Raw genomic sequence first — 19,674 nt, 5'->3', positions numbered from 1 at the left:
ATAGAAGAGAGCGTGCCTTAGGGCACGCTCTTTTTTTATAGATACTAAATTTCTCTGTTAAGATGTAATTGTCAGAAAGAATAAATAAACCTATACGTTTAATAATATAGATATATTGAATATGGTTAATAAAATTGAACTAAAAAATGACTATTTATTTTTCAGTTATATCAATTATGCATACATGAATTGTGATTAATTAAAATAATATGAAAGTTATGTATAAAAATGAGAATAAAATAGCTGTTTTTGCATAAAAATTACATATATTGTTATATGATTCGCCATTATGAAACGCACGGAAACGTGTACACATAAAATGCAGTTGTATAGCGGTGTGAAGCGTCGAAAAACGTTTGACATGTGTTTGTGTAATTGGTATACTTACATAGTGCTCAGGGGCAAGTATGCCTAAGTAGCATAATTTCGTAAGGAGAGTTTTACTATGGACATTGCCCATCTGAAGTCGATGAACAAAACAATCGGTGCCAAGCAAACGTTGAAAAACATTGCACGAGGGACTGTGAAGTATGTGTTCGTAGGACGTGATAGTGATGAAAGTGTAGTTGGACCTATACGAAATGCTTGTGCTGAACAGGGAATACCTGTGAATGACAAGCACACTATGGATGACCTTGGTCGTGCGTGTCGCATTAAGGTGCGGGCCACAGCGGTAGGTATCCTGCGTTAATCTTGGTAATATCCGATGTAACACTTTGTTATGACGGATCAATTATAAATCTCAAATTTGGAAAGGAGGTGCCCAAATGCCAACAATTAATCAGCTAGTACGCAAAGGTCGCATGAGCTTGACTAAAAAATCTACAGCTCCAGCACTTCAAGAATCTCCACAAAAACGTGGTGTATGTACTCGTGTGTACACAGCTACTCCAAAGAAACCAAACTCCGCGCTTCGTAAAGTTGCCCGTGTACGTTTGACAAACGCTATTGAAGTAACTGCTTACATCCCAGGCATTGGTCACAATTTACAAGAACACAGTGTTGTACTTATCAGAGGCGGTCGTGTAAAAGACCTTCCAGGTGTGCGTTATCACATCGTTCGTGGTGCATTGGATACAGCTGGCGTACAAAACCGTATGCAAAGTCGTTCCAAATACGGCGCGAAAAAAGCTAAAAAATAATTTTAGCCATTAAACGAAACTAACACACATCATTATAAAGGAGGAATTGAACATGCCAAGAAAAGGCCCTGTTCCGAAACGTGATGTACTTCCAGATCCGGTGTACAACAGCAAATTAGTAACACGTTTCATTAACAAAGTTATGTACGATGGCAAAAAAGGCATTGCTGAAACTATCGTATATGATGCATTCGAAATTATTCGTTCCAAAATGGGTCAAGACCCAATGGAAGTTTTTGATCAAGCATTGAAAAATGTTATGCCTGTACTTGAAGTACGTGCTCGCCGTATCGGTGGTGCGAACTACCAAGTGCCAGTTGAAGTTCGTGCTGATCGCCGTCAAACACTCGGTATTCGCTGGGTTGTAAACTATGCTCGTCTTCGTGGTGAACGCACTATGAAAGAACGCTTAGCAGGCGAATTGATGGACGCTTTCAACAATGCAGGCGCTGCAATCAAGAAAAAAGAAGATACTCATAAAATGGCAGAAGCTAATAAAGCATTTGCTCATTATCGTTGGTAATAAGAGGTGACAACTGTGGCAAGAGAGTTTTCCCTAGCAAAAACTCGTAATATCGGTATCATGGCTCACATCGATGCTGGTAAAACAACAACTACAGAACGTATCCTCTACTATACAGGTATTGTTCACAAAATCGGCGAAGTACATGAAGGTGCTGCTACGATGGACTGGATGGCGCAAGAACAAGAACGTGGTATCACAATCACTTCTGCGGCGACAACATGTCACTGGAAAGATCATCGTATCAATATCATCGATACTCCTGGTCACGTTGACTTTACTGTAGAAGTAGAACGTTCTCTACGTGTACTTGATGGCTCCGTAGCGGTGTTCAGTGCTAAAGGTGGCGTTGAACCTCAATCCGAAACAGTATGGCGTCAAGCATCTAACTACGGCGTACCTCGTATCGCTTATGTAAATAAGATGGATACAGTAGGTGCTGACTTCTTCAACGTAGTTGATATGATGAAATCCCGTTTGGGTGCAAATTCCGTAGCTATCCAAGTGCCAATCGGCGCTGAAGATACTTTCGAAGGCATCATCGATTTGATGACTATGAAAGCGGAAATTTACAAATCCGATGACGGTAAAGAATATGAAATCACTGATATCCCAGCAGAATATCAAGAAGTAGCTGAAGCTCGTCGCGAAATGATGATCGATGCTATCGCTGAAACTGATGACGATATCATGATGAAATATTTGGAAGGTGAAGAAATCTCCATCGAAGAATTGAAAACAGCATTGCGTAAAGCGGTTATCGCTAACCAATTGTTCCCAGTTCTTTGTGGTTCTTCCTACAAAAACAAAGGTGTACAAATGTTGTTGGACGCTGTTGTAGATTACATGCCAGCTCCTATCGACATTCCAGCTATTAAAGGTGTAGTTCCTGGTACTGAAGAAGAAACAACTCGTCCTTCTTCCGATGAAGAGCCATTCTCCGCATTGGCATTCAAAATCATGGCTGACCCTTATGTTGGTAAATTAGCGTTCTTCCGTGTGTACTCCGGTACATTGGAATCCGGTTCCTACGTTTTCAACTCCACAAAAGGTAAGAAAGAACGTATTGGCCGTATTCTTCAAATGCACGCTAACACTCGTAAAGAAATCGACATGGTTTACGCTGGCGACATCGCTGCAGCTGTAGGCTTGAAAGATACTACTACTGGTGATACTCTTTGTGATGAAAAGAATCCTGTAATTCTTGAATCTATGGAGTTCCCTGAACCAGTTATCTCCGTTGCTGTTGAACCTAAAACAAAAGCTGACCAAGAAAAAATGGGTACAGCTCTTGCTCGTTTGGCAGAAGAAGATCCTACTTTCAAAGTTCGTACTGATGAAGAAACAGGTCAAACTATTATCTCCGGTATGGGCGAACTTCACTTGGATATCATCGTTGACCGTATGAACCGTGAATTCAAAGTAGAATGTAACGTAGGTAAACCTCAAGTAGCTTATCGCGAAACTATCCGTAAAGCTGTTAAAGCTGAAGGTAAATTCGTTCGTCAATCTGGTGGTCGTGGTCAATATGGTCACTGCTGGTTGGAATTAATTCCTCAAGAACCAGGTGCTGGCTTCGAATTTGAAAATAAGGTCGTAGGTGGTGCAATTCCTCGTGAATACATCGGACCTGTAGAAAACGGTGTTAAAGAAGCTATGGAATCCGGTGTTATCGCTGGTTATCCAATGGTTGACATCAAAGTTATCGTATTTGACGGCTCCTACCATGACGTTGACTCCAACGAAATGGCCTTCAAAATCGCTGGTTCCATGGGCTTTAAAGAAGGTGCTCGCAAAGCAGATCCTGCATTGCTTGAACCATATATGTCCGTAGAAGTAGACGTTCCTGAAGAATACATGGGCGACGTTATCGGTGACTTGAACTCCCGTCGTGGTCGCATGGACGGCATGGAAGCTCGTAATGGTAACCAACATATCAAAGCATATGTTCCATTGAGCGAAATGTTCGGTTACGCAACAGACCTTCGTTCCAAAACTCAAGGTCGCGGTAACTACTCCATGACATTCGATCATTACGAAGAAGTTCCTAAGAAAATTGCTGAAGAAATTCAAGCAAAGAAAAACGGTTAATCTTACATTAGATTAATAGAATTACTATTTTCCTCGGAGGATAATTTAAAATGGCAAAAGAAAAATTTGAACGTACGAAACCGCATGTTAACATCGGTACAATCGGTCACGTTGACCATGGTAAAACTACTTTGACAGCTGCAATCACTAAAGTATTGGCTGAAAAAGGCCAAGCTGACTTCCAAGATTACAGCATGATCGATAAAGCTCCAGAAGAACGTGAACGTGGTATCACAATCAACACTGCACACGTTGAGTATGAAACTGCTAACCGTCACTATGCACACGTTGACTGCCCAGGCCATGCTGACTATGTTAAAAACATGATCACTGGTGCAGCTCAAATGGACGGCGCTATCTTGGTATGTTCCGCAGCTGACGGCCCTATGCCTCAAACTCGCGAACACATCTTGTTGGCTCGCCAAGTTGGTGTTCCTGCAATCGTAGTATTCTTGAACAAAGCTGACATGGTTGACGACGAAGAATTGATCGAATTGGTAGAAATGGAAGTTCGTGAACTTCTTTCTTCCTACGAATTCCCTGGCGACGAAGTACCTATCGTTGTAGGTTCTGCGTTGAAAGCTTTGGAAGGCGATGCTCAATATGTAGCTAAAATCGACGAATTGATGGAGGCTGTAGACTCCTACATCCCAACTCCAGTTCGTGATACTGACAAACCTTTCTTGATGCCTGTGGAAGACGTATTCACAATCACTGGTCGTGGTACAGTAGCAACTGGCCGTGTTGAACGTGGTCAAGTAAACGTAGGCGACACAGTAGAAGTTGTAGGCTTGAAAGAAAAAGCTGAACAATACGTAGTAACTGGTCTTGAAATGTTCCGCAAAACTTTGGACTCTGCAGTAGCAGGTGACAACGTAGGTGCGTTGCTTCGTGGTGTTGACCGTAAAGACATCGAACGTGGTCAAGTATTGGCTAAACCAGGTTCCATCAAACCACACACAAAATTCAAAGCAGAAGTTTACGTATTGACTAAAGAAGAAGGTGGCCGTCATACTCCATTCTTCTCCAACTACCGTCCACAATTCTACTTCCGTACAACAGACGTAACAGGTGTTGTAAACCTTCCAGACGGTGTAGAAATGTGTATGCCTGGCGATAACGTAACAATGAACATTGAATTGATCACTCCAATCGCTATCGAAGAAGGTCTTCGCTTCGCGATCCGCGAAGGTGGCCATACAGTAGGCGCTGGCGTTGTAACTGAAATCGAAGGTTAATTTAACCTTTTATGCTCATCGTAGTGATGCGTTGGGCACAATACATGCAGCATTCAGAGCGGCAGTAATGCCGCTCTAGTGTTGTGTTTTTAAACTATGAAGTAGAAGGTTGCCTCTGCGGAGGAGAATTTCTATGGAGCAGCCCATTCACGAAATGGACGACAGGAGGAATTATTAATAATGGCTAAACAGCAAAAAATCCGTATTCGCCTTAAGGCATACGACCACAAAGCTCTCGATCAAAGCGCTGCTAAGATCGTAGACACTGCAAAAAGAAATGGCGCTATGGTATCTGGTCCGATTCCATTGCCAACAGAAAAGAATATCTTCACAATTCTTCGTTCTGTACACGTAAACAAAGATTCTCGTGAACAATTCGAAATGCGTACACATAAACGCTTAATCGATATTCTTGAACCAAATTCGAAAACAGTAGATGCTATCACTCGTTTAGATTTACCAGCTGGTGTATCTATTGAAATAAAACTATAAGGAGGTGCGATAATGTCTAAAGCTATTTTGGGTAAAAAATTAGGAATGACTCAAGTCTTCACAGCAGAAGGCCAATTAGTTCCTGTAACAGTAGTGGAAACTACCCCAAGCGTTGTAGTGCGCGTTAAGACTGTTGAAACAGACGGCTACGAAGCAGTACAAATTGGTTACGGTTCCATTAAAGAAAAACATTTAACAAAACCTGTAAAAGGTCAGTTCGACAAAGCTGGCGTAGCTCCAGTTAAATATCTTCGCGAAGTTCGCGTAGCTAATGCAGCTGACTACACAGTAGGCCAAACTCTGGCAGCTGATATCTTCGCAGAAGGTGAATTGGTGGACGTAGTGGGTACAGGTAAAGGTAAGGGTTTTGCTGGCACAATTAAACGCCATAACTTCTCCCGTGGTCCTGAAACTCATGGTTCCAAATCTCACCGTGAACCTGGTTCCATCGGTCCTATGATCTCCGGTGGCGGCGGTAAGGTATACAAAGGTAAAAAACTCCCTGGACAAATGGGTGGTTACAGAGTTACCGTACAACGCTTATCCGTTGTGAAAGTTGATGCTGAACGTAACCTTTTATTGGTTAAAGGTGGTATCCCAGGCGCTAAAGGTAGCTTGGTTATGGTTCGCAACACGGTTAAACCTGTTAAATAATCATTTGTCGAAAGGAGGATTATGTAATGCCTACAGTAGCAACATATAATCAATCCGGCGTTAAAGTCGGTGAAATACAGTTAAACGATGCAGTATTCGGCGTTGAAGTAAACGAAGCCGTTATGCATCAAGCCGTAGTTCGTCAATTGTCTAACGAACGTCTCGGCACACATGCAACAAAAACTAGAGGTATGGTTCGTGGCGGTGGCCGCAAACCTTGGAAACAAAAAGGTACTGGTCGTGCACGTTCCGGTTCCAGCCGTTCTCCAATCTGGATTGGTGGCGGTACTACATTTGGTCCACAACCTCGCAGCTATTACAAAGCTATGCCTCGTAAGGCTAGACGTTTGGCAGTTAAATCTGCTCTTAGCGATAAAGTGAATAATAGCGAATTATACGTTTTGGAAGAAATCACATTAGCAGCTCCTAAAACTAAAGAAGTGTTGAACATTATCAATAGCTTCAACGTTGGTGATGCAAAAGTATTGTTCATCACAGAAGGTGATGTAAATGTTGAACGTTCCGCTCGCAACATCCAAGGTGTTAAAGCATTGGCTTGCGAAGGTATGAACATTTTCGATCTTCTTCATTACGATAAGCTCTTCATTACTAAAGGTGCTGTCGCAAAAATCGAGGAGGTACTTGGATAATGCAATTACATGATGTACTAATCCGCCCGGTTATTACCGAAAAATCCACTATGCTTATGGAAGAAGGCAAATACACTTTCCGTGTGCCTTTGACTGCAAATAAAGTGCAAATCCGTCAAGCAGTTGAAAAAATCTTCAATGTAAAAGTAGAAAAAGTAGCTACTATTCGTGTTTTAGGCAAAACTAAACGCATGGGTCGTACACAAGGTAAACGCAGCGATTACAAAAAAGCTATCGTTACTTTGAAAGCTGGCGAATCCATTGAATTCTTTGAAGGTGTCTAAGAGTCTAGTTGTAAGGAGGCCCACTAATGGCAATTAAATCATTTAAACCGTACTCCGCTGGTCGCCGGTTTATGACAGTATCCGCCTTCGACGAAATCACAGCAAGCAAACCAGAAAAATCTTTGCTAGCTAAGATTTCTCAAAAAGGTGGTCGTAACAATACTGGTAAAATGACAGTTCGTCACCAAGGTGGCGGTCATAAACGTCAATATCGTATTATTGACTTCAAACGTACTAAAGATAATATTCCAGCTAAAGTAGCAACAATCGAGTATGATCCTAACCGTTCTTCTCGTATCGCTTTGCTTAACTACGCTGATGGTGAAAAACGCTACATTTTAGCTCCTAACGGTCTAAAAGTTGGTGACGTTGTATTCTCCGGTCCTGAGTCCGATATTAAACCTGGTAACTGCTTACCATTGGCTAATATTCCAGACGGTACACAAATCCACAATATCGAATTGAAAATCGGTAAAGGTGGCCAAATCGTTCGTTCCGCTGGTACATCTGCTCAATTGATGGGTAAAGATAATGGCTATGCTATTCTTCGTTTACCATCTGGTGAAATGCGTCGTGTTCGTCAAGAGTGCCGTGCAACAGTAGGTGTTGTTGGTAACGCTGACCACAGCAACCTTGTAATTGGTAAAGCTGGTCGTCATCGTTGGATGGGCGTTCGCCCTGGCAACCGTGGTGTTGTAATGAACCCTTGTGACCATCCACATGGTGGTGGTGAAGGTAAATCTCCTGTTGGTCGTAAACATCCTGTTACACCTTGGGGCAAACCAGCACATGGTGTTAAAACTCGCGACAAGAAAAAAGCTTCTAACAGCTTAATCATTAAACGTCGTACAAAATAGGATAAAGGAAAGGAGATAAAATAGTGTCCAGATCTATTAAAAAAGGCCCTTTCGTAGCAGATCATTTGCTTAAGAAAGTTGAAGCTTTAAACGAAACTAACGAAAAGAAAGTTGTAAAAACCTGGTCCCGTGCCTCTACTATTATCCCAAGTTTTGTAGGCCACACAATTGCTGTGCATGATGGTCGCAAACATGTACCTGTATTCATTACAGAAGATATGGTAGGTCATAAATTAGGTGAGTTCGCTCCTACACGTACTTTCAAAGGTCACGGTAAGGACGAAAAATCTACAGGCAAAAAATAGGAGGAAATAATACATGGAAGCAAAAGCAATCGCTAGACATATCCGAATCGCGCCTCGTAAAATCCGTATCGTTGCAGATTTAGTGCGCGGTAAAAACATCGGCGAAGCATTTGCCATCTTGAAGTTCACTCCGAAAGTTGGCGCTGATGTAGTAGAAAAAGTTATGCGTTCTGCAATCGCAAACGCTGAACATAATTTCGATATGAATGTTGACAATCTTTACGTATCCGAGATCTTCGTTGATCAAGGCCCTACATTAAAACGCATTCATCCTCGTTCCCGTGGTCAAGCTTTCAAAATTTTGAAACGCACTAGCCATGTAACAGTAGTAGTTAAAGAAAGAGCTTAAGAAGGAGGGAAACAGAGTGGGTCAAAAAGTTAATCCACACGGTTTGCGTGTCGGTATCGTAAAAGATTGGGACGCAAAATGGTATGCAGATAAAGATTTCGCTGCTAATCTTCATGAAGACGTAAAAATTCGTAACTTCTTGAAAGAAACCCTTTTCATTGCTGGTATTTCCCGCATTGAAATCGAGCGTACAAATAAACGTATTAAATTGACTATCCACACTGCAAAACCAGGTATGGTTATCGGTCGTGGTGGTGCTGGTATCGAAGATATCAAAAAAGCAATGACTCGTTTCACTGACAAACAAGTGGACGTTAACATCGCAGAAATTAAACAAGCAGACATGGATGCAATCTTGGTTGCAGAAAACATTGCTAGCCAATTGGAACGCCGTATCGGTTTCCGTCGTGCAATGAAACAAGCTGTAGGTCGTACAATGCGCTTAGGTGCAAAAGGTATTAAAATCATGGTAAGCGGTCGTCTTGGCGGTGCTGAAATCGCTCGTAGCGAATCCTACCGTGAAGGTTCTATTCCTTTGCATACACTTCGTGCAGACATCGACTACGGTACTGCTGAAGCTCATACAACATATGGTTGTATCGGCATTAAAGTATGGATTTACAAAGGTGAAGTTTTGCCAGAAGCAAAACAACCTGCTAAGAAGGAAGAAGGTGGCAAGTAATGCTTATTCCAAAGCGCGTAAAACATCGTAAGCAATTCCGCGGCCGTATGAAAGGTCGTGCTATGCGCGGTAATACAGTGTCTCATGGTGAGTTCGGCTTGGTAGCATGCGAACCATCTTGGATCACTAACCGTCAAATCGAAGCTGCCCGTATTGCTATGACTCGTTATATCAAACGTGGTGGTAAAGTATGGATTAAAATTTTCCCTGACAAACCAATCACAGCTAAACCAGCTGGTACTCGTATGGGTTCCGGTAAAGGTTCTCCTGAATACTGGGTAGCAGTAGTTAAACCAGGTCGTGTAATGTTTGAAATGGACGGTGTGCCAGAAGCTACAGCTCGTGAAGCTATGCGTCTTGCAAGCCATAAACTTCCAATCAAATGCAAATTTGTTGTTAAGGGTAAAGAATTGGGTGGTGACGTAAATGAAGGTTAATGACATTCGCAATATGAGCGCTGCCGAAATGGAACAAAAAGTTTCCGGTCTTAAGGAAGAGTTATTTAACCTCCGTTTTCAGCTTGCAACAGGTCAATTAGAAAATCCTATGCGCATTCGTGAAGTTAAGAAGACAATCGCTCGTATTAAAACTGTACAACGTGAAGTTGAACTTAAATCTGAAAACGCATAATAACAGATTTGTTAAAGGTTGAAAAGGAGGCTTAAAATCGTGGCAGAAGAAAGAAACGTACGTAAAGTCCGCGTAGGTAAAGTTGTAAGCGACAAAATGAATAAAACTGTTGTTGTTGCTGTAGAACGTAAAGTACCTCACGCATTATATAACAAGCCAATGGTTAGCACTAAACGCTTCAAAGCTCATGATGAAAACAATGAGTGCCAAATTGGCGATACAGTTAAAATTGTAGAAACTCGTCCACTTTCTAAAGATAAATGTTGGAGAGTTGTTGAAATTCTTGAAAGACAAAAATAAGAGTGATGTAAGGAGGAATAGACGATGATCCAGCAACAAACAATTTTGAATGTTGCCGACAACACTGGTGCAAAACGTATTATGTGTATCCAAGTCATGGGCGGTTCTTATCGCAAATTCGGCAATATCGGTGACGTAATCGTTGCTTCTGTAAAAGATGCATCACCCGGTGGCGTTGTCAAGAAAGGCGACGTAGTCAAAGCTGTTATTGTTCGTTCTAAAAAAGGTATCCGCCGTCAAGACGGTTCCTATATCCGTTTCGATGAAAACGCAGCAGTAGTTATTAAAGATGACAAGACCCCTCGTGGTACTCGTATCTTTGGACCTGTAGCTAGAGAGCTTCGTGAAAAAGACTTCATGAAAATCGTTTCTTTGGCTCCAGAAGTATTATAAGAAGGAGGAACGCAGCATATGGCTAAACTACAAATCAAAAAAGGCGATACAGTTGTTGTTATCTCCGGTAAAGATAAAGGTAAGCAAGGTACAGTAATTGCTACTGAACCTAAAAAAGAACGCGTATTTGTTGAAGGCGTTAACACTGTAAAACGTCATACAAAACCTTCTCAAGCTAACCCACAAGGCGGCATCGTTACTAAAGAAGCTGGTATCCATGTTTCTAACGTAATGATCGTTGACCCAGAAACTAAAACAGCTACTCGTATCAAAAAAGTTGAAGGCAAAGACGGTAAATTCGTTCGCGCTACAGTTAAATCTGGTACAGTACTTAAATAATCAGGAAAGGAGGAGCTAAATAAATGTCTCGTTTATTTGAACAATATAACTCTGAAATCAAAAAGAGTATGCAAGAAAAATTCCAATACGGCAACGTTATGGAAATCCCTAAATTGGAAAAAATCGTTATCAACATCGGCGTTGGTGATGCAGTAGGCAATGCAAAAGCATTGGAAGCAGCAGTTAATGATTTGACTATCATTTCTGGTCAAAAACCTGTAATCACAAAAGCTAAAAAATCCATTGCGAACTTCAAAGTTCGTGAAGGCATGGCGTTGGGTACAAAAGTTACTCTTCGTGGCGAACGCATGTATGAATTCCTCGATAAATTGATCAATGCGGCATTACCTCGTGTACGTGACTTCCGCGGTATCAGCGCAACAGCATTTGATGGCCGTGGTAACTACGCTTTGGGTCTTAAAGAACAGCTCATCTTCCCTGAGATCGAATATGATCAAGTAGAACGTGTTACTGGTATGGATATCATCGTAGTAACAACTGCTAAAACAGATGAAGAAGCTCGTGAATTGTTGACTCAATTCGGTATGCCTTTTGAAAAATAATAGGAGGAACATATAGATGGCTAAAAAATCTATGATTGAACGCGAAAAGAAACGCGCTAAAATCGTTGAAAAATATGCAGCTAAACGTGCAGCGTTAAAAGCAGCAGGTGATTATGAAGGCTTGTCCAAATTACCAGCAAACGCATCCCCAACACGCTTACACAACCGTTGCAACTTAACTGGTCGTCCTCACGGCTATATGCGCAAATTCGGTATCAGCCGTATTGCGTTCCGTGAATTGGCGTACAAAGGACAAATTCCTGGTGTTAAAAAAGCCAGCTGGTAATATTAGACGAGAGGAGGTTTTTAGATTATGGTAATGACCGATCCTATCGCGGATATGCTTACGCGCATCCGTAATGCAAATGCTGCACTTCATGAAACGGTAAACATTCCTGCATCTAGAATGAAAGCAGCTGTTCTTGACATCCTTTTACAAGAAGGTTTCGTAAAGAACGTAGAAAAAGAAGAAAACACTTTAAAAGTAACTTTGAAATATGGTTCCAATAACGAAAAAGTTATTACAGGAATTAAACGTATTTCCAAACCTGGTTTACGTGTTTACGCGAAAAAGGAAGAACTTCCTCGTGTACTTGGTGGTTTGGGTATCGCAGTTATTTCTACATCCAAAGGCGTTATGAGCGACAAACAAGCTCGTAAAGAAGGTCTTGGTGGCGAAGTAATCGCATACGTTTGGTAATAGTAGCAATAGGAGGTAGAAATAATGTCACGTATCGGTAGAATGCCTATCGAGATCCCTGCAGGCGTTACTGTTACATATGATAACCATCATATGAACGTAAAAGGTCCTAAAGGTGAATTATCTCGCGATTTGCATCCAGATATGAATATCACTGTTGAAGGTAACACAATTACAGTAGCTCGTCCTTCCGACAATAAAGCTCATCGTTCCCTTCACGGTTTGACTCGCGCTCTTGTTGCTAATATGGTAACAGGCGTATCTGAAGGATTCACAAAAACTCTTGAAATCAACGGTGTTGGTTACAGAGCGGCTAAACAAGGCAATAAATTAGTTCTTACACTTGGCTTCTCTCATCCAGTAGAAATGGAAGCTCCAGCTGGTATTACAATTGAAGTTCCAGCTCCTAACAAAATCGTTGTTTCTGGTGCAGACAAAGAAGTTGTAGGCGCAGTAGCAGCTGATATCCGTAAATGGAGAAAACCTGAACCTTACAAAGGTAAAGGTATCCGCTATGAAGGCGAAGTTGTTCGTCGCAAAGCTGGTAAAGCTGGTGCAAAAGGTAAATAGTAATATCATCTATATGAATGAAAGGAGTGAATATCTTGCCTCGTAAATCTAGTAGAAATATCGCTCGAGCAAAACGTCATCTTCGTATTCGCCGTCACATCTCTGGTACGGCAACTTGCCCACGTTTGAACGTTTACCGTTCTTTGAGCAACATTTACGCACAAGTAATCGATGACGTAGCAGGTACAACTTTGGTTGCTGCTAGCTCTTTAGATAAAGATTTGAACTTATCCTATGGTGGTAACGTAGCTGCTGCTAAAGCTGTTGGTGAAGCAGTTGCTAAAAAAGCTATCGCTAAAGGCATTGACACTGTAGTGTTTGACCGTGGTGGTTACATTTACCACGGCCGCGTAGCAGCCCTTGCAGAAGGTGCTCGTGAAGCAGGCTTAAAATTCTAAGAAGGAGGAACTATAGACATGGCGAGAATTGACTACACCAGTCTTGATCTTAAAGAAAGAGTAGTATTCATCAACCGCGTAGCCAAAGTAGTTAAAGGCGGTCGTCGTTTTTCCTTCAGCGCTCTTGTAGTTGTTGGTGATGGCAACGGTTATGTAGGCGTTGGCTTAGGTAAAGCAGCGGAAGTACCAGAAGCAATTCGCAAAGGTATCGATGATGCTAAGAAAAATATTGTAAACGTAGCAATTAAAAATGGTACAATCCCTCACAGCGTAACAGGCGTATTCGGCGCAGGCCGCGTATTCTTGAAACCAGCTGCTGAAGGTACTGGCGTTATCGCTGGTGGCCCTGTTCGTGCCGTATTGGAATTAGTAGGTGTTCGTAACATCTTGACTAAATCTTTGGGCTCTTCTAACCCTAACAATATGGTTCGCGCTACAATCGAAGGTTTGAAAGATTTGAAACGCGCTAGCGAAGTTGCTGAACTTCGTGGTAAAACCGTTGAAGAAATTTATAACGCGTAATAAGGAGACAAGAAATGGCACAAGTTAAAGTAACATTAACAAGAAGCTTAATCGGTCGTCCTGAAGATCAACGCGCGACAGTTAAAGCTTTGGGCTTGAAAAAAACTAATTCTCAAGTTGTAAAAGAAGTAACACCTCAAATCGAAGGTATGCTTCACAAAGTTAGACATTTAGTAAAAGTTGAAGAAGTTTAATACTGATAAGGAGGTGCACTGAATGAAACTTCATGAATTACAACCAGCTGCTGGTTCCAAAAAAGCTCGTACTCGTGTAGGCCGTGGTTTAGGTTCTGGCTTGGGTAAAACATCTGGTCGTGGTCAAAAAGGTCAAAACTCCCGTTCTGGCGGTGGCGTTCGCTCCGGTTTTGAAGGCGGCCAAATGCCTCTTTATCGTCGTTTACCAAAACGTGGTTTCAACAACGTTTTTGCTAAACAATATGCTGAAGTTAACGTAGAACAATTGAACCGTTTTGAAGACGGTGCAACAGTTGATCCAGTAGCTCTTATTGAAGCTGGCATTTTGAAAAATGTACGCGATGGCATTCGTATTTTAGGTAACGGTACATTGGAAACTAAAAACTTAACAGTTATCGCTAATGGCTTCACTAAATCTGCTGAAGAAAAAATTACAGCAGCAGGCGGAAAAGTAGAGGTGATCTAGGGTGCTAGATAGCCTCTCGAACATCTTTAAGATTACCGAATTACGTAATAAGATTCTTTACACATTAATGATGTTTGCCATCTTTAGAGCTGGTATCCACATTCCTGTTCCAGGCGTTGATGCGTCTGTTATCGAATCCTTGTTTACATCCGGTAACCTATTCGGTCTATTAGACTTGTTTGCTGGTGGTGCGCTTAGTAAGTTCTCTATCTTTGCAATGAGTATTACACCTTACATCAATGCTTCCATCATCATGCAACTGCTTCAGTCTGTAGTTCCTCAGTTTGAAGCATGGAGTAAAGATGGTGAAGACGGGCGTAAGAAAATAGCGAAGGTAACTCGTTATGGCACCGTAGTCCTCGGCTTTGTACAAGCCGCAGGCATGGCATTTGCTCTTAGAGCAAACAACGCTTTGGTAAATAATGATTTCCTTAGTGTATTCGTTGTGGCCATCATCCTAACAGCAGGCACATGCTTGTTGATGTGGATTGGTGAACAAATCACAGCATATGGTATAGGTAATGGTATTTCCTTGATCATCTTTGCTGGTATCGTAGCTCGATTACCAGATGGTTTAGAAACTATTTATCAATATATCCAAAACGGAACAATCAATATGTTCCAAGCATTCTTATTTGCTGTAATTGCTCTTGCGATGATTGCTGTCGTAGTTGCAGTTACACAAGGCCAACGTCGTATTCCGATTCAATATGCTAAACGCGTAGTAGGTCGTAAAATGTACGGTGGTCACTCTACATTCTTGCCGTTGAAAGTCAATCAGGCAGGTGTAATCCCAATTATCTTTGCGTCATCTGTGTTGATGTTCCCTGTGACAATTGCGCAATTTATTGACAATGAATATGTTCATAAAATTGCAGATCTATTTACATGGGGTACGCCGTTACAAACGGCATTGTATGCATTATTGATTTTTATCTTTACGTATTTCTATACTGCAATCTCTATCAACATTACAGATATGGCAGATAATATGAAAAAATACGGTGGTTTTATCCCAGGTATTCGTGCGGGTAAACCAACTGCTGATTATGTGGATAACGTGATGACCAAGATCACTTTGGCTGGCGCTGTATTCTTAGCTGTCGTTGCTATTATACCGAATTTCCTCGGTAGTATTACCGGCGTCCAAGGCGTATACTTTGGTGGTACGGCTCTCCTTATCGTTGTAGGTGTAGCACTTGATACAATGCAACAAATTGAGTCGCTCATGGTAACACGCCACTATAAAGGCTTTGTGAAATAGGAGGGAAACAATATGTATATTCTATTAATGGGACCTCCTGGTGCTGGTAAAGGCACTCAGGCAGCTCGACTTATTGAAAAATACGGTATTCCCCAAATTTCAACAGGTGATATGTTCCGCGCTGCGATTAAGAACGAAACACCTCTTGGAGTTGAGGCTAAGAAATACATCGATGCTGGTCAATTGGTACCTGACAGTGTAACTGTTGGTATCGTACGTGATCGCTTGGTGAAAGATGACTGCAAATCTGGATTTATTCTTGATGGATTCCCAAGAACAACAGCGCAAGCTGTGTCCTTGGATGCAATCCTTAAAGAATTAGGAATTTCTTTGGACGCTGTACTTAACTTAAATGTTCCTTCCGAGGAATTAGTTAAACGTATTAGCGAACGAGCTGTTCTAGAAAATCGTGCTGATGATAACCCTGAAACAGTACAGAAACGTCTAGCTGTGTACGAAGAATCTACTAAACCTTTAATTGATTACTACCGCAACAGCGGCTTATATGAAGAAATTAATGGTTTACAAGATGTAGACGCAGTATTTGCTGACATCATTAAGGCTTTGGAGAAATAATCCATGATTATTTTGAAATCGCCCCATGAAATTGAATGTATCCGCAAGGCAAGTAAGCTTACAGCAGACACGTTGTCCTTGTTAGTAGAAAAGGCTAAACCTGGCATCACGACGCTTGAGTTAGATACAATTGCCGAAGAATATATTCGCAGCCACGGTGGTATACCAAGTTGTAAAGGGTACTATGGATTCCCTGCTACAATCTGTGCTTCTATCAATGATGAAGTTGTTCATGGTATTCCGAGCGCTAAGCGTAAGCTTAAAAACGGTGATGTCCTCAGTATTGATCTTGTATCATCTATTGATGGATATCACGGCGATTCGGCTGTGACGATTCCTATCGGTCACGTCAAACCAGATGTGATGAAATTGTTAAAAGTTACAGAAGAAAGTCTGTTCAAGGGAATTGAACAAGTGAAAGTTGGCAACCGTATCGGTGCTATCGGTCACGCTGTTCAAACGTATTGTGAGAAACATGGTTACGGCGTCGTTCGCGACTTCGTAGGTCATGGTTTAGGCCGCGAAATGCATGAAGATCCGCAAATACCAAACTATGGTAGTCCTGATCAAGGACCTTTAATGAAACCAGGTATGGTATTGTGTATTGAACCGATGATTACAATGGGTAGTTATCGTGTTCATGTATTAGGGGATGACTGGACAGCAGTTACCGTAGATGGTAAACCTGCTGCTCATTTCGAACATACAGTGGTTGTTACAGAAAACGGCCCTGAAATATTAACCATGCGTGATGAACCGCGGTTAATTAAATAAAACAGGTAACCGGAGGAAAAGATATGTCAAAAGAAGACGTTATTGAGGTGGAAGGTACGGTAGTTGAGGCTTTACCGAATGCCATGTTCCAAGTTGAATTGGAAAATGGTCATATCGTATTGGCTCATGTGTCAGGTAAAATGCGTATGAATTTTATCCGTATTCTTCCTGGTGATAAAGTTACTATGGAACTGACACCGTATGACTTAAATCGTGGTCGCATCACCTATCGCTTCAAATAAGCATAGGGTCCACAAAGGAGGTACTAATGAAGGTTCAACCATCAGTTAAAAAGATATGCGAAAAATGTAAAATCATTAAACGCAAAGGCCGTGTAATGGTTATTTGCGAAAATCCAAAACATAAACAAAAACAAGGATAATCTGATAGGAGGTGGATGATTAGATGGCACGTATCGCCGGTGTAGATTTACCTCGTGATAAACGAGTGGAAATTGGTTTAACTTATATTTATGGTATTGGTCCAACTTTAGCATCTGAAATCATTGCTAAAACTGGCATCAATCCTGACACACGTGTTCGTGATCTTTCTGAAGATGAAGTAGCGAAAATCCGTGAATTGTTAGATGCTGATTACAAAGTTGAAGGTGACCTTCGTCGTGAAGAAGCTCTTAACATTAAACGCTTAATTGAAATCAACTCCTATCGAGGCAAACGTCATCGTATGGGTTTACCACTTCGTGGTCAACGTACTAAAACGAATGCACGTACTCGCAAAGGTCCTAGAAAAGCAATTGCTGGTAAAAAGAAATAAGATAAAGGAGGGATAAAGCGTGGCTAAAAAAGTTGTTAGAACTAAAAGAAAAGAAAAGAAACATATTGAATCCGGTGCGGCTCATATTCGTTCTACATTCAATAACACTATCGTAACTTTGACAGATACAAACGGTAATGCGTTGTCTTGGGCTTCCGCTGGTGGCTTGGGCTTCCGTGGTTCTCGTAAATCCACTCCATTCGCTGCTCAAATGGCTGCTGAACAAGCTGCTAAAGCTGCAATGGAACATGGTCTTCGCACTGTTGAAGTATTCGTAAAAGGTCCTGGATCCGGCCGTGAAGCTGCAATCCGTGCTTTACAAGCTGCAGGTCTTGAAGTTACTTCCATTAAAGACGTAACTCCAATTCCTCACAATGGTTGTCGCCCTCCAAAACGCCGTCGTGTATAATTAATAGCGGCCGATTTGATACGGTGCTATAATTAAACTATGAACGTGTGTTGTATAGGAGGATGTTCCTGATGAGCGAAGAAAAGAAACTTAAAATCGAGAAGGTGGACATCGCCGAAGGCGGTCGCTATGGTAAGTTCGTATGTGAACCATTAGACCGTGGTTATGGTATCACTCTCGGTAATAGCTTACGCAGAATTTTGCTTTCATCCTTGGATGGGGCAGCTATCACCTCTATCAAAATTGATGGAGTTCTTCATGAATTCTCTACTATTCCTGGTATTCGCGAAGACGTTACGGATATCATCCTTAACTTAAAGCAATTGTGCATCAAAGTTGAAGAAGATGTGCAACTACCATTGGAAGTTCACTTTGACTTCCAAAAGGATGGTGTATTGACAGCTGCTGACTTAGCTGAGCAATTCCCACCAGAAGTGGAAGTATTGAATCCTGAACTAGTGATTGCGACTATGGATGAGACAGCTCATCTCGTAATGGACGTAGTGATTGAACGTGGCAAAGGTTACGTTCCTTCTACGAAGAATAAAAAAGACACAGATGTAATCGGTTGTATTCCAATCGATTCCATCTTCTCTCCAATTCTTCGTGCCAAATACGAAGTGAGTGATGTTCGTGTAGGCAATGAAATGGACTTTGACAAACTTACATTAGAAGTTTGGACTGATGGTTCCATTACTGCTGCTGATGCAGTGGCAAAATCTGCTGCCATTATGATTGGTTATTTAGGGAACTTCACTAAATTAGCGCACTCTGCAGATGTTGTAGATGTAAACACAGGTGAAGGCGGTATCGTTGTTGATCCAGTAGGTTCTGATAATGAAGAACCAGCTGTAGATGACGGCCCAGCAAAGATTTCCATCGATGAGTTGGAACTCTCTGTTCGTGCGTATAACTGCTTGAAACGTGCTGGCATTAATACAATTGCAGATTTGCTAGACAAAACCATTGATGACTTAGGAAAAGTTCGCAATTTAGGCAAAAAATCCATCGATGAAATTGAGGAAAAACTCAACAATCATCCAGGTGGTTTTCAACTTAAACAAAAAGGCGAATAAGGAGGAAGACGAATGTACAGAAAATTAGGCCGCGACAGCTCCGCTCGTAAAGCGTTGTTCCGTAGCATGTTAACATCTTTCTTCCAATATGAGCGTATTGAAACTACAGAAGCTAAAGCGAAAGAACTTCGCTCTTTAGCTGATCAAATGGTAACTTTGGCTAAACGTGGTGATCTTCATGCACGTCGCCAAGTTCTTGCATACCTCATGGATGAAAGCGTAGTAAAAAAATTGTTTGATACAATTGCTCCAAAATATGCAGACCGTCAAGGTGGTTACACTCGTGTAATCAAAACTGGTCTTCGCAAAGGTGACGCTGCACCTTTGGCTATTATCGAGTTAGTTTAATCAAACTCATACGGTGTTGTAACTTATGTTGCAGCACCGTTTTTTTATTGTCAATTTTATGGTACAATCGATGAGTATAATATCGTAATATATTAGCAGTTATCGTAAATA

The 19,674-nt window shown here is 41.5% G+C and carries 35 protein-coding genes; all 35 read left to right on the top strand.

Annotated features, from left to right (window positions below):
• Positions 1-445: 445 nt before the first annotated feature.
• Positions 446-691 carry a ribosomal L7Ae/L30e/S12e/Gadd45 family protein gene (locus ACSV5T_RS03255; RefSeq protein ID WP_438320293.1) on the top strand — a complete coding sequence of 82 codons (246 nt, stop codon included), beginning with the start codon at positions 446-448 and terminating at the stop codon, positions 689-691.
• A gap of 76 nt (positions 692-767) precedes the next feature.
• Positions 768-1,142 carry a 30S ribosomal protein S12 gene (gene rpsL / locus ACSV5T_RS03250; RefSeq protein WP_004693554.1) on the top strand — a complete coding sequence of 125 codons (375 nt, stop codon included), beginning with the start codon at positions 768-770 and terminating at the stop codon, positions 1,140-1,142.
• Between the two features lie 52 nt (positions 1,143-1,194).
• Positions 1,195-1,665 (top strand): 30S ribosomal protein S7, encoded by a 471-nt coding sequence (gene rpsG / locus ACSV5T_RS03245; protein ID WP_004693556.1) that lies wholly within the window; start codon positions 1,195-1,197, stop codon positions 1,663-1,665.
• 15 nt (positions 1,666-1,680) lie between these two features.
• The gene (fusA, locus tag ACSV5T_RS03240) at positions 1,681-3,756 is read left to right on the top strand and encodes an elongation factor G (protein ID WP_105083569.1); all 2,076 of its coding nucleotides are present in this window, start codon (positions 1,681-1,683) and stop codon (positions 3,754-3,756) included.
• Positions 3,757-3,806: 50 nt separating this feature from the next.
• Entirely contained in the window at positions 3,807-4,994 is a 1,188-nt protein-coding gene (gene tuf, locus ACSV5T_RS03235; RefSeq protein WP_105089707.1) for an elongation factor Tu, read from the top strand.
• 180 nt (positions 4,995-5,174) lie between these two features.
• Complete coding sequence (gene rpsJ / locus ACSV5T_RS03230; protein WP_004695100.1) at positions 5,175-5,486, top strand: 30S ribosomal protein S10; 312 nt, start codon at positions 5,175-5,177, stop codon at positions 5,484-5,486.
• Between the two features lie 12 nt (positions 5,487-5,498).
• Positions 5,499-6,140: a 50S ribosomal protein L3 gene (rplC, locus tag ACSV5T_RS03225; protein ID WP_004695102.1), complete on the top strand. Its 642-nt coding sequence runs from the start codon at positions 5,499-5,501 to the stop codon at positions 6,138-6,140.
• Between the two features lie 26 nt (positions 6,141-6,166).
• Complete coding sequence (rplD, locus tag ACSV5T_RS03220; protein ID WP_005377066.1) at positions 6,167-6,790, top strand: 50S ribosomal protein L4; 624 nt, start codon at positions 6,167-6,169, stop codon at positions 6,788-6,790.
• Positions 6,790-7,074, top strand: a complete 285-nt coding sequence (rplW, locus tag ACSV5T_RS03215) for a 50S ribosomal protein L23 (protein ID WP_004695108.1) — start codon at positions 6,790-6,792, stop codon at positions 7,072-7,074. Before rplD ends, rplW begins: the two co-directional genes overlap by 1 nt.
• 26 nt (positions 7,075-7,100) lie before the next feature.
• Complete coding sequence (gene rplB, locus ACSV5T_RS03210; protein ID WP_005385496.1) at positions 7,101-7,931, top strand: 50S ribosomal protein L2; 831 nt, start codon at positions 7,101-7,103, stop codon at positions 7,929-7,931.
• A 23-nt stretch (positions 7,932-7,954) separates the two neighbouring features.
• Positions 7,955-8,236 (top strand): 30S ribosomal protein S19, encoded by a 282-nt coding sequence (rpsS, locus tag ACSV5T_RS03205; protein WP_060923779.1) that lies wholly within the window; start codon positions 7,955-7,957, stop codon positions 8,234-8,236.
• A gap of 13 nt (positions 8,237-8,249) precedes the next feature.
• Complete coding sequence (rplV, locus tag ACSV5T_RS03200; protein ID WP_004695112.1) at positions 8,250-8,585, top strand: 50S ribosomal protein L22; 336 nt, start codon at positions 8,250-8,252, stop codon at positions 8,583-8,585.
• Between the two features lie 16 nt (positions 8,586-8,601).
• Positions 8,602-9,267 carry a 30S ribosomal protein S3 gene (rpsC, locus tag ACSV5T_RS03195; protein WP_105084923.1) on the top strand — a complete coding sequence of 222 codons (666 nt, stop codon included), beginning with the start codon at positions 8,602-8,604 and terminating at the stop codon, positions 9,265-9,267.
• Complete coding sequence (gene rplP, locus ACSV5T_RS03190; protein WP_004695114.1) at positions 9,267-9,704, top strand: 50S ribosomal protein L16; 438 nt, start codon at positions 9,267-9,269, stop codon at positions 9,702-9,704. Before rpsC ends, rplP begins: the two co-directional genes overlap by 1 nt.
• Complete coding sequence (rpmC, locus tag ACSV5T_RS03185) at positions 9,694-9,897, top strand: 50S ribosomal protein L29 (RefSeq protein ID WP_004695115.1); 204 nt, start codon at positions 9,694-9,696, stop codon at positions 9,895-9,897. Before rplP ends, rpmC begins: the two co-directional genes overlap by 11 nt.
• A 39-nt stretch (positions 9,898-9,936) precedes the next feature.
• Positions 9,937-10,197: a 30S ribosomal protein S17 gene (gene rpsQ / locus ACSV5T_RS03180; protein ID WP_005385504.1), complete on the top strand. Its 261-nt coding sequence runs from the start codon at positions 9,937-9,939 to the stop codon at positions 10,195-10,197.
• A 24-nt stretch (positions 10,198-10,221) separates the two neighbouring features.
• Positions 10,222-10,590 (top strand): 50S ribosomal protein L14, encoded by a 369-nt coding sequence (gene rplN / locus ACSV5T_RS03175; protein ID WP_004695117.1) that lies wholly within the window; start codon positions 10,222-10,224, stop codon positions 10,588-10,590.
• Positions 10,591-10,608: 18 nt separating this feature from the next.
• Positions 10,609-10,929 carry a 50S ribosomal protein L24 gene (gene rplX / locus ACSV5T_RS03170; RefSeq protein ID WP_005385506.1) on the top strand — a complete coding sequence of 107 codons (321 nt, stop codon included), beginning with the start codon at positions 10,609-10,611 and terminating at the stop codon, positions 10,927-10,929.
• Positions 10,930-10,952: 23 nt separating this feature from the next.
• A complete protein-coding gene (gene rplE / locus ACSV5T_RS03165) occupies positions 10,953-11,492 on the top strand; it encodes a 50S ribosomal protein L5 (RefSeq protein ID WP_295782857.1) in 540 nt (179 codons plus the stop codon).
• A gap of 16 nt (positions 11,493-11,508) precedes the next feature.
• A complete protein-coding gene (gene rpsN, locus ACSV5T_RS03160; protein WP_005377140.1) occupies positions 11,509-11,778 on the top strand; it encodes a 30S ribosomal protein S14 in 270 nt (89 codons plus the stop codon).
• A 27-nt stretch (positions 11,779-11,805) separates the two neighbouring features.
• Positions 11,806-12,192 carry a 30S ribosomal protein S8 gene (rpsH, locus tag ACSV5T_RS03155; protein WP_004695128.1) on the top strand — a complete coding sequence of 129 codons (387 nt, stop codon included), beginning with the start codon at positions 11,806-11,808 and terminating at the stop codon, positions 12,190-12,192.
• A gap of 24 nt (positions 12,193-12,216) precedes the next feature.
• Positions 12,217-12,762: a 50S ribosomal protein L6 gene (rplF, locus tag ACSV5T_RS03150; protein WP_295782855.1), complete on the top strand. Its 546-nt coding sequence runs from the start codon at positions 12,217-12,219 to the stop codon at positions 12,760-12,762.
• A gap of 17 nt (positions 12,763-12,779) precedes the next feature.
• A complete protein-coding gene (gene rplR / locus ACSV5T_RS03145) occupies positions 12,780-13,160 on the top strand; it encodes a 50S ribosomal protein L18 (RefSeq protein WP_005385510.1) in 381 nt (126 codons plus the stop codon).
• An 18-nt stretch (positions 13,161-13,178) separates the two neighbouring features.
• On the top strand, positions 13,179-13,682 hold the full coding sequence (rpsE, locus tag ACSV5T_RS03140) for a 30S ribosomal protein S5 (RefSeq protein WP_004695136.1): 504 nt from the start codon (positions 13,179-13,181) through the stop codon (positions 13,680-13,682).
• A 14-nt stretch (positions 13,683-13,696) separates the two neighbouring features.
• A complete protein-coding gene (gene rpmD / locus ACSV5T_RS03135) occupies positions 13,697-13,876 on the top strand; it encodes a 50S ribosomal protein L30 (RefSeq protein WP_004695138.1) in 180 nt (59 codons plus the stop codon).
• Between the two features lie 22 nt (positions 13,877-13,898).
• Positions 13,899-14,342: a 50S ribosomal protein L15 gene (rplO, locus tag ACSV5T_RS03130; protein WP_060923780.1), complete on the top strand. Its 444-nt coding sequence runs from the start codon at positions 13,899-13,901 to the stop codon at positions 14,340-14,342.
• 1 nt (position 14,343) lies between these two features.
• Positions 14,344-15,606, top strand: a complete 1,263-nt coding sequence (gene secY / locus ACSV5T_RS03125) for a preprotein translocase subunit SecY (protein WP_039968988.1) — start codon at positions 14,344-14,346, stop codon at positions 15,604-15,606.
• A 12-nt stretch (positions 15,607-15,618) separates the two neighbouring features.
• The gene (locus ACSV5T_RS03120) at positions 15,619-16,182 is read left to right on the top strand and encodes an adenylate kinase (protein WP_005385513.1); all 564 of its coding nucleotides are present in this window, start codon (positions 15,619-15,621) and stop codon (positions 16,180-16,182) included.
• 3 nt (positions 16,183-16,185) lie between these two features.
• Positions 16,186-16,956 carry a type I methionyl aminopeptidase gene (map, locus tag ACSV5T_RS03115; protein WP_005385514.1) on the top strand — a complete coding sequence of 257 codons (771 nt, stop codon included), beginning with the start codon at positions 16,186-16,188 and terminating at the stop codon, positions 16,954-16,956.
• Between the two features lie 23 nt (positions 16,957-16,979).
• The gene (infA, locus tag ACSV5T_RS03110) at positions 16,980-17,198 is read left to right on the top strand and encodes a translation initiation factor IF-1 (protein WP_004695147.1); all 219 of its coding nucleotides are present in this window, start codon (positions 16,980-16,982) and stop codon (positions 17,196-17,198) included.
• Positions 17,199-17,224: 26 nt separating this feature from the next.
• Positions 17,225-17,338: a 50S ribosomal protein L36 gene (gene rpmJ / locus ACSV5T_RS03105; RefSeq protein ID WP_004695148.1), complete on the top strand. Its 114-nt coding sequence runs from the start codon at positions 17,225-17,227 to the stop codon at positions 17,336-17,338.
• A 23-nt stretch (positions 17,339-17,361) separates the two neighbouring features.
• Positions 17,362-17,730, top strand: coding sequence for a 30S ribosomal protein S13 (rpsM, locus tag ACSV5T_RS03100; RefSeq protein ID WP_004695149.1), 369 nt, complete (start codon positions 17,362-17,364; stop codon positions 17,728-17,730).
• 19 nt (positions 17,731-17,749) lie between these two features.
• Positions 17,750-18,139: a 30S ribosomal protein S11 gene (gene rpsK, locus ACSV5T_RS03095; RefSeq protein WP_004695151.1), complete on the top strand. Its 390-nt coding sequence runs from the start codon at positions 17,750-17,752 to the stop codon at positions 18,137-18,139.
• Positions 18,140-18,210: 71 nt separating this feature from the next.
• Complete coding sequence (locus tag ACSV5T_RS03090; RefSeq protein WP_105089704.1) at positions 18,211-19,215, top strand: DNA-directed RNA polymerase subunit alpha; 1,005 nt, start codon at positions 18,211-18,213, stop codon at positions 19,213-19,215.
• Positions 19,216-19,227: 12 nt separating this feature from the next.
• Complete coding sequence (rplQ, locus tag ACSV5T_RS03085) at positions 19,228-19,563, top strand: 50S ribosomal protein L17 (RefSeq protein WP_004695155.1); 336 nt, start codon at positions 19,228-19,230, stop codon at positions 19,561-19,563.
• Positions 19,564-19,674: the final 111 nt, after the last annotated feature.

This window comes from Veillonella sp. ZSJB6 (genome assembly GCF_051549505.1).
In the GTDB taxonomy this organism is placed as follows: Bacteria; Bacillota; Negativicutes; order Veillonellales; family Veillonellaceae; genus Veillonella.
This window is presented reverse-complemented; position numbering and strand designations above follow the sequence as displayed.

Coding starts and splice junctions, on each gene's coding strand:
- rplR (WP_005385510.1), top strand. CDS start 12,780: ATGAAAGGAGTGAATATCTTGCCTCGTAAATCTAGTAGAAATATCGCT.
- rplC (WP_004695102.1), top strand. CDS start 5,499: ATGTCTAAAGCTATTTTGGGTAAAAAATTAGGAATGACTCAAGTCTTC.
- infA (WP_004695147.1), top strand. CDS start 16,980: ATGTCAAAAGAAGACGTTATTGAGGTGGAAGGTACGGTAGTTGAGGCT.
- rpmC (WP_004695115.1), top strand. CDS start 9,694: ATGAAGGTTAATGACATTCGCAATATGAGCGCTGCCGAAATGGAACAA.
- tuf (WP_105089707.1), top strand. CDS start 3,807: ATGGCAAAAGAAAAATTTGAACGTACGAAACCGCATGTTAACATCGGT.
- rpsJ (WP_004695100.1), top strand. CDS start 5,175: ATGGCTAAACAGCAAAAAATCCGTATTCGCCTTAAGGCATACGACCAC.
- ACSV5T_RS03090 (WP_105089704.1), top strand. CDS start 18,211: ATGAGCGAAGAAAAGAAACTTAAAATCGAGAAGGTGGACATCGCCGAA.
- rpsH (WP_004695128.1), top strand. CDS start 11,806: ATGGTAATGACCGATCCTATCGCGGATATGCTTACGCGCATCCGTAAT.
- rplE (WP_295782857.1), top strand. CDS start 10,953: ATGTCTCGTTTATTTGAACAATATAACTCTGAAATCAAAAAGAGTATG.
- rplQ (WP_004695155.1), top strand. CDS start 19,228: ATGTACAGAAAATTAGGCCGCGACAGCTCCGCTCGTAAAGCGTTGTTC.
- ACSV5T_RS03120 (WP_005385513.1), top strand. CDS start 15,619: ATGTATATTCTATTAATGGGACCTCCTGGTGCTGGTAAAGGCACTCAG.
- rplX (WP_005385506.1), top strand. CDS start 10,609: ATGGCTAAACTACAAATCAAAAAAGGCGATACAGTTGTTGTTATCTCC.
- rplO (WP_060923780.1), top strand. CDS start 13,899: ATGAAACTTCATGAATTACAACCAGCTGCTGGTTCCAAAAAAGCTCGT.
- map (WP_005385514.1), top strand. CDS start 16,186: ATGATTATTTTGAAATCGCCCCATGAAATTGAATGTATCCGCAAGGCA.
- rplN (WP_004695117.1), top strand. CDS start 10,222: ATGATCCAGCAACAAACAATTTTGAATGTTGCCGACAACACTGGTGCA.
- rpmJ (WP_004695148.1), top strand. CDS start 17,225: ATGAAGGTTCAACCATCAGTTAAAAAGATATGCGAAAAATGTAAAATC.
- rpsM (WP_004695149.1), top strand. CDS start 17,362: ATGGCACGTATCGCCGGTGTAGATTTACCTCGTGATAAACGAGTGGAA.
- rpsN (WP_005377140.1), top strand. CDS start 11,509: ATGGCTAAAAAATCTATGATTGAACGCGAAAAGAAACGCGCTAAAATC.
- rplP (WP_004695114.1), top strand. CDS start 9,267: ATGCTTATTCCAAAGCGCGTAAAACATCGTAAGCAATTCCGCGGCCGT.
- rpsE (WP_004695136.1), top strand. CDS start 13,179: ATGGCGAGAATTGACTACACCAGTCTTGATCTTAAAGAAAGAGTAGTA.
- rplV (WP_004695112.1), top strand. CDS start 8,250: ATGGAAGCAAAAGCAATCGCTAGACATATCCGAATCGCGCCTCGTAAA.
- rpsG (WP_004693556.1), top strand. CDS start 1,195: ATGCCAAGAAAAGGCCCTGTTCCGAAACGTGATGTACTTCCAGATCCG.
- rplD (WP_005377066.1), top strand. CDS start 6,167: ATGCCTACAGTAGCAACATATAATCAATCCGGCGTTAAAGTCGGTGAA.
- rplF (WP_295782855.1), top strand. CDS start 12,217: ATGTCACGTATCGGTAGAATGCCTATCGAGATCCCTGCAGGCGTTACT.
- rplB (WP_005385496.1), top strand. CDS start 7,101: ATGGCAATTAAATCATTTAAACCGTACTCCGCTGGTCGCCGGTTTATG.
- rpsL (WP_004693554.1), top strand. CDS start 768: ATGCCAACAATTAATCAGCTAGTACGCAAAGGTCGCATGAGCTTGACT.
- ACSV5T_RS03255 (WP_438320293.1), top strand. CDS start 446: ATGGACATTGCCCATCTGAAGTCGATGAACAAAACAATCGGTGCCAAG.
- rplW (WP_004695108.1), top strand. CDS start 6,790: ATGCAATTACATGATGTACTAATCCGCCCGGTTATTACCGAAAAATCC.
- rpmD (WP_004695138.1), top strand. CDS start 13,697: ATGGCACAAGTTAAAGTAACATTAACAAGAAGCTTAATCGGTCGTCCT.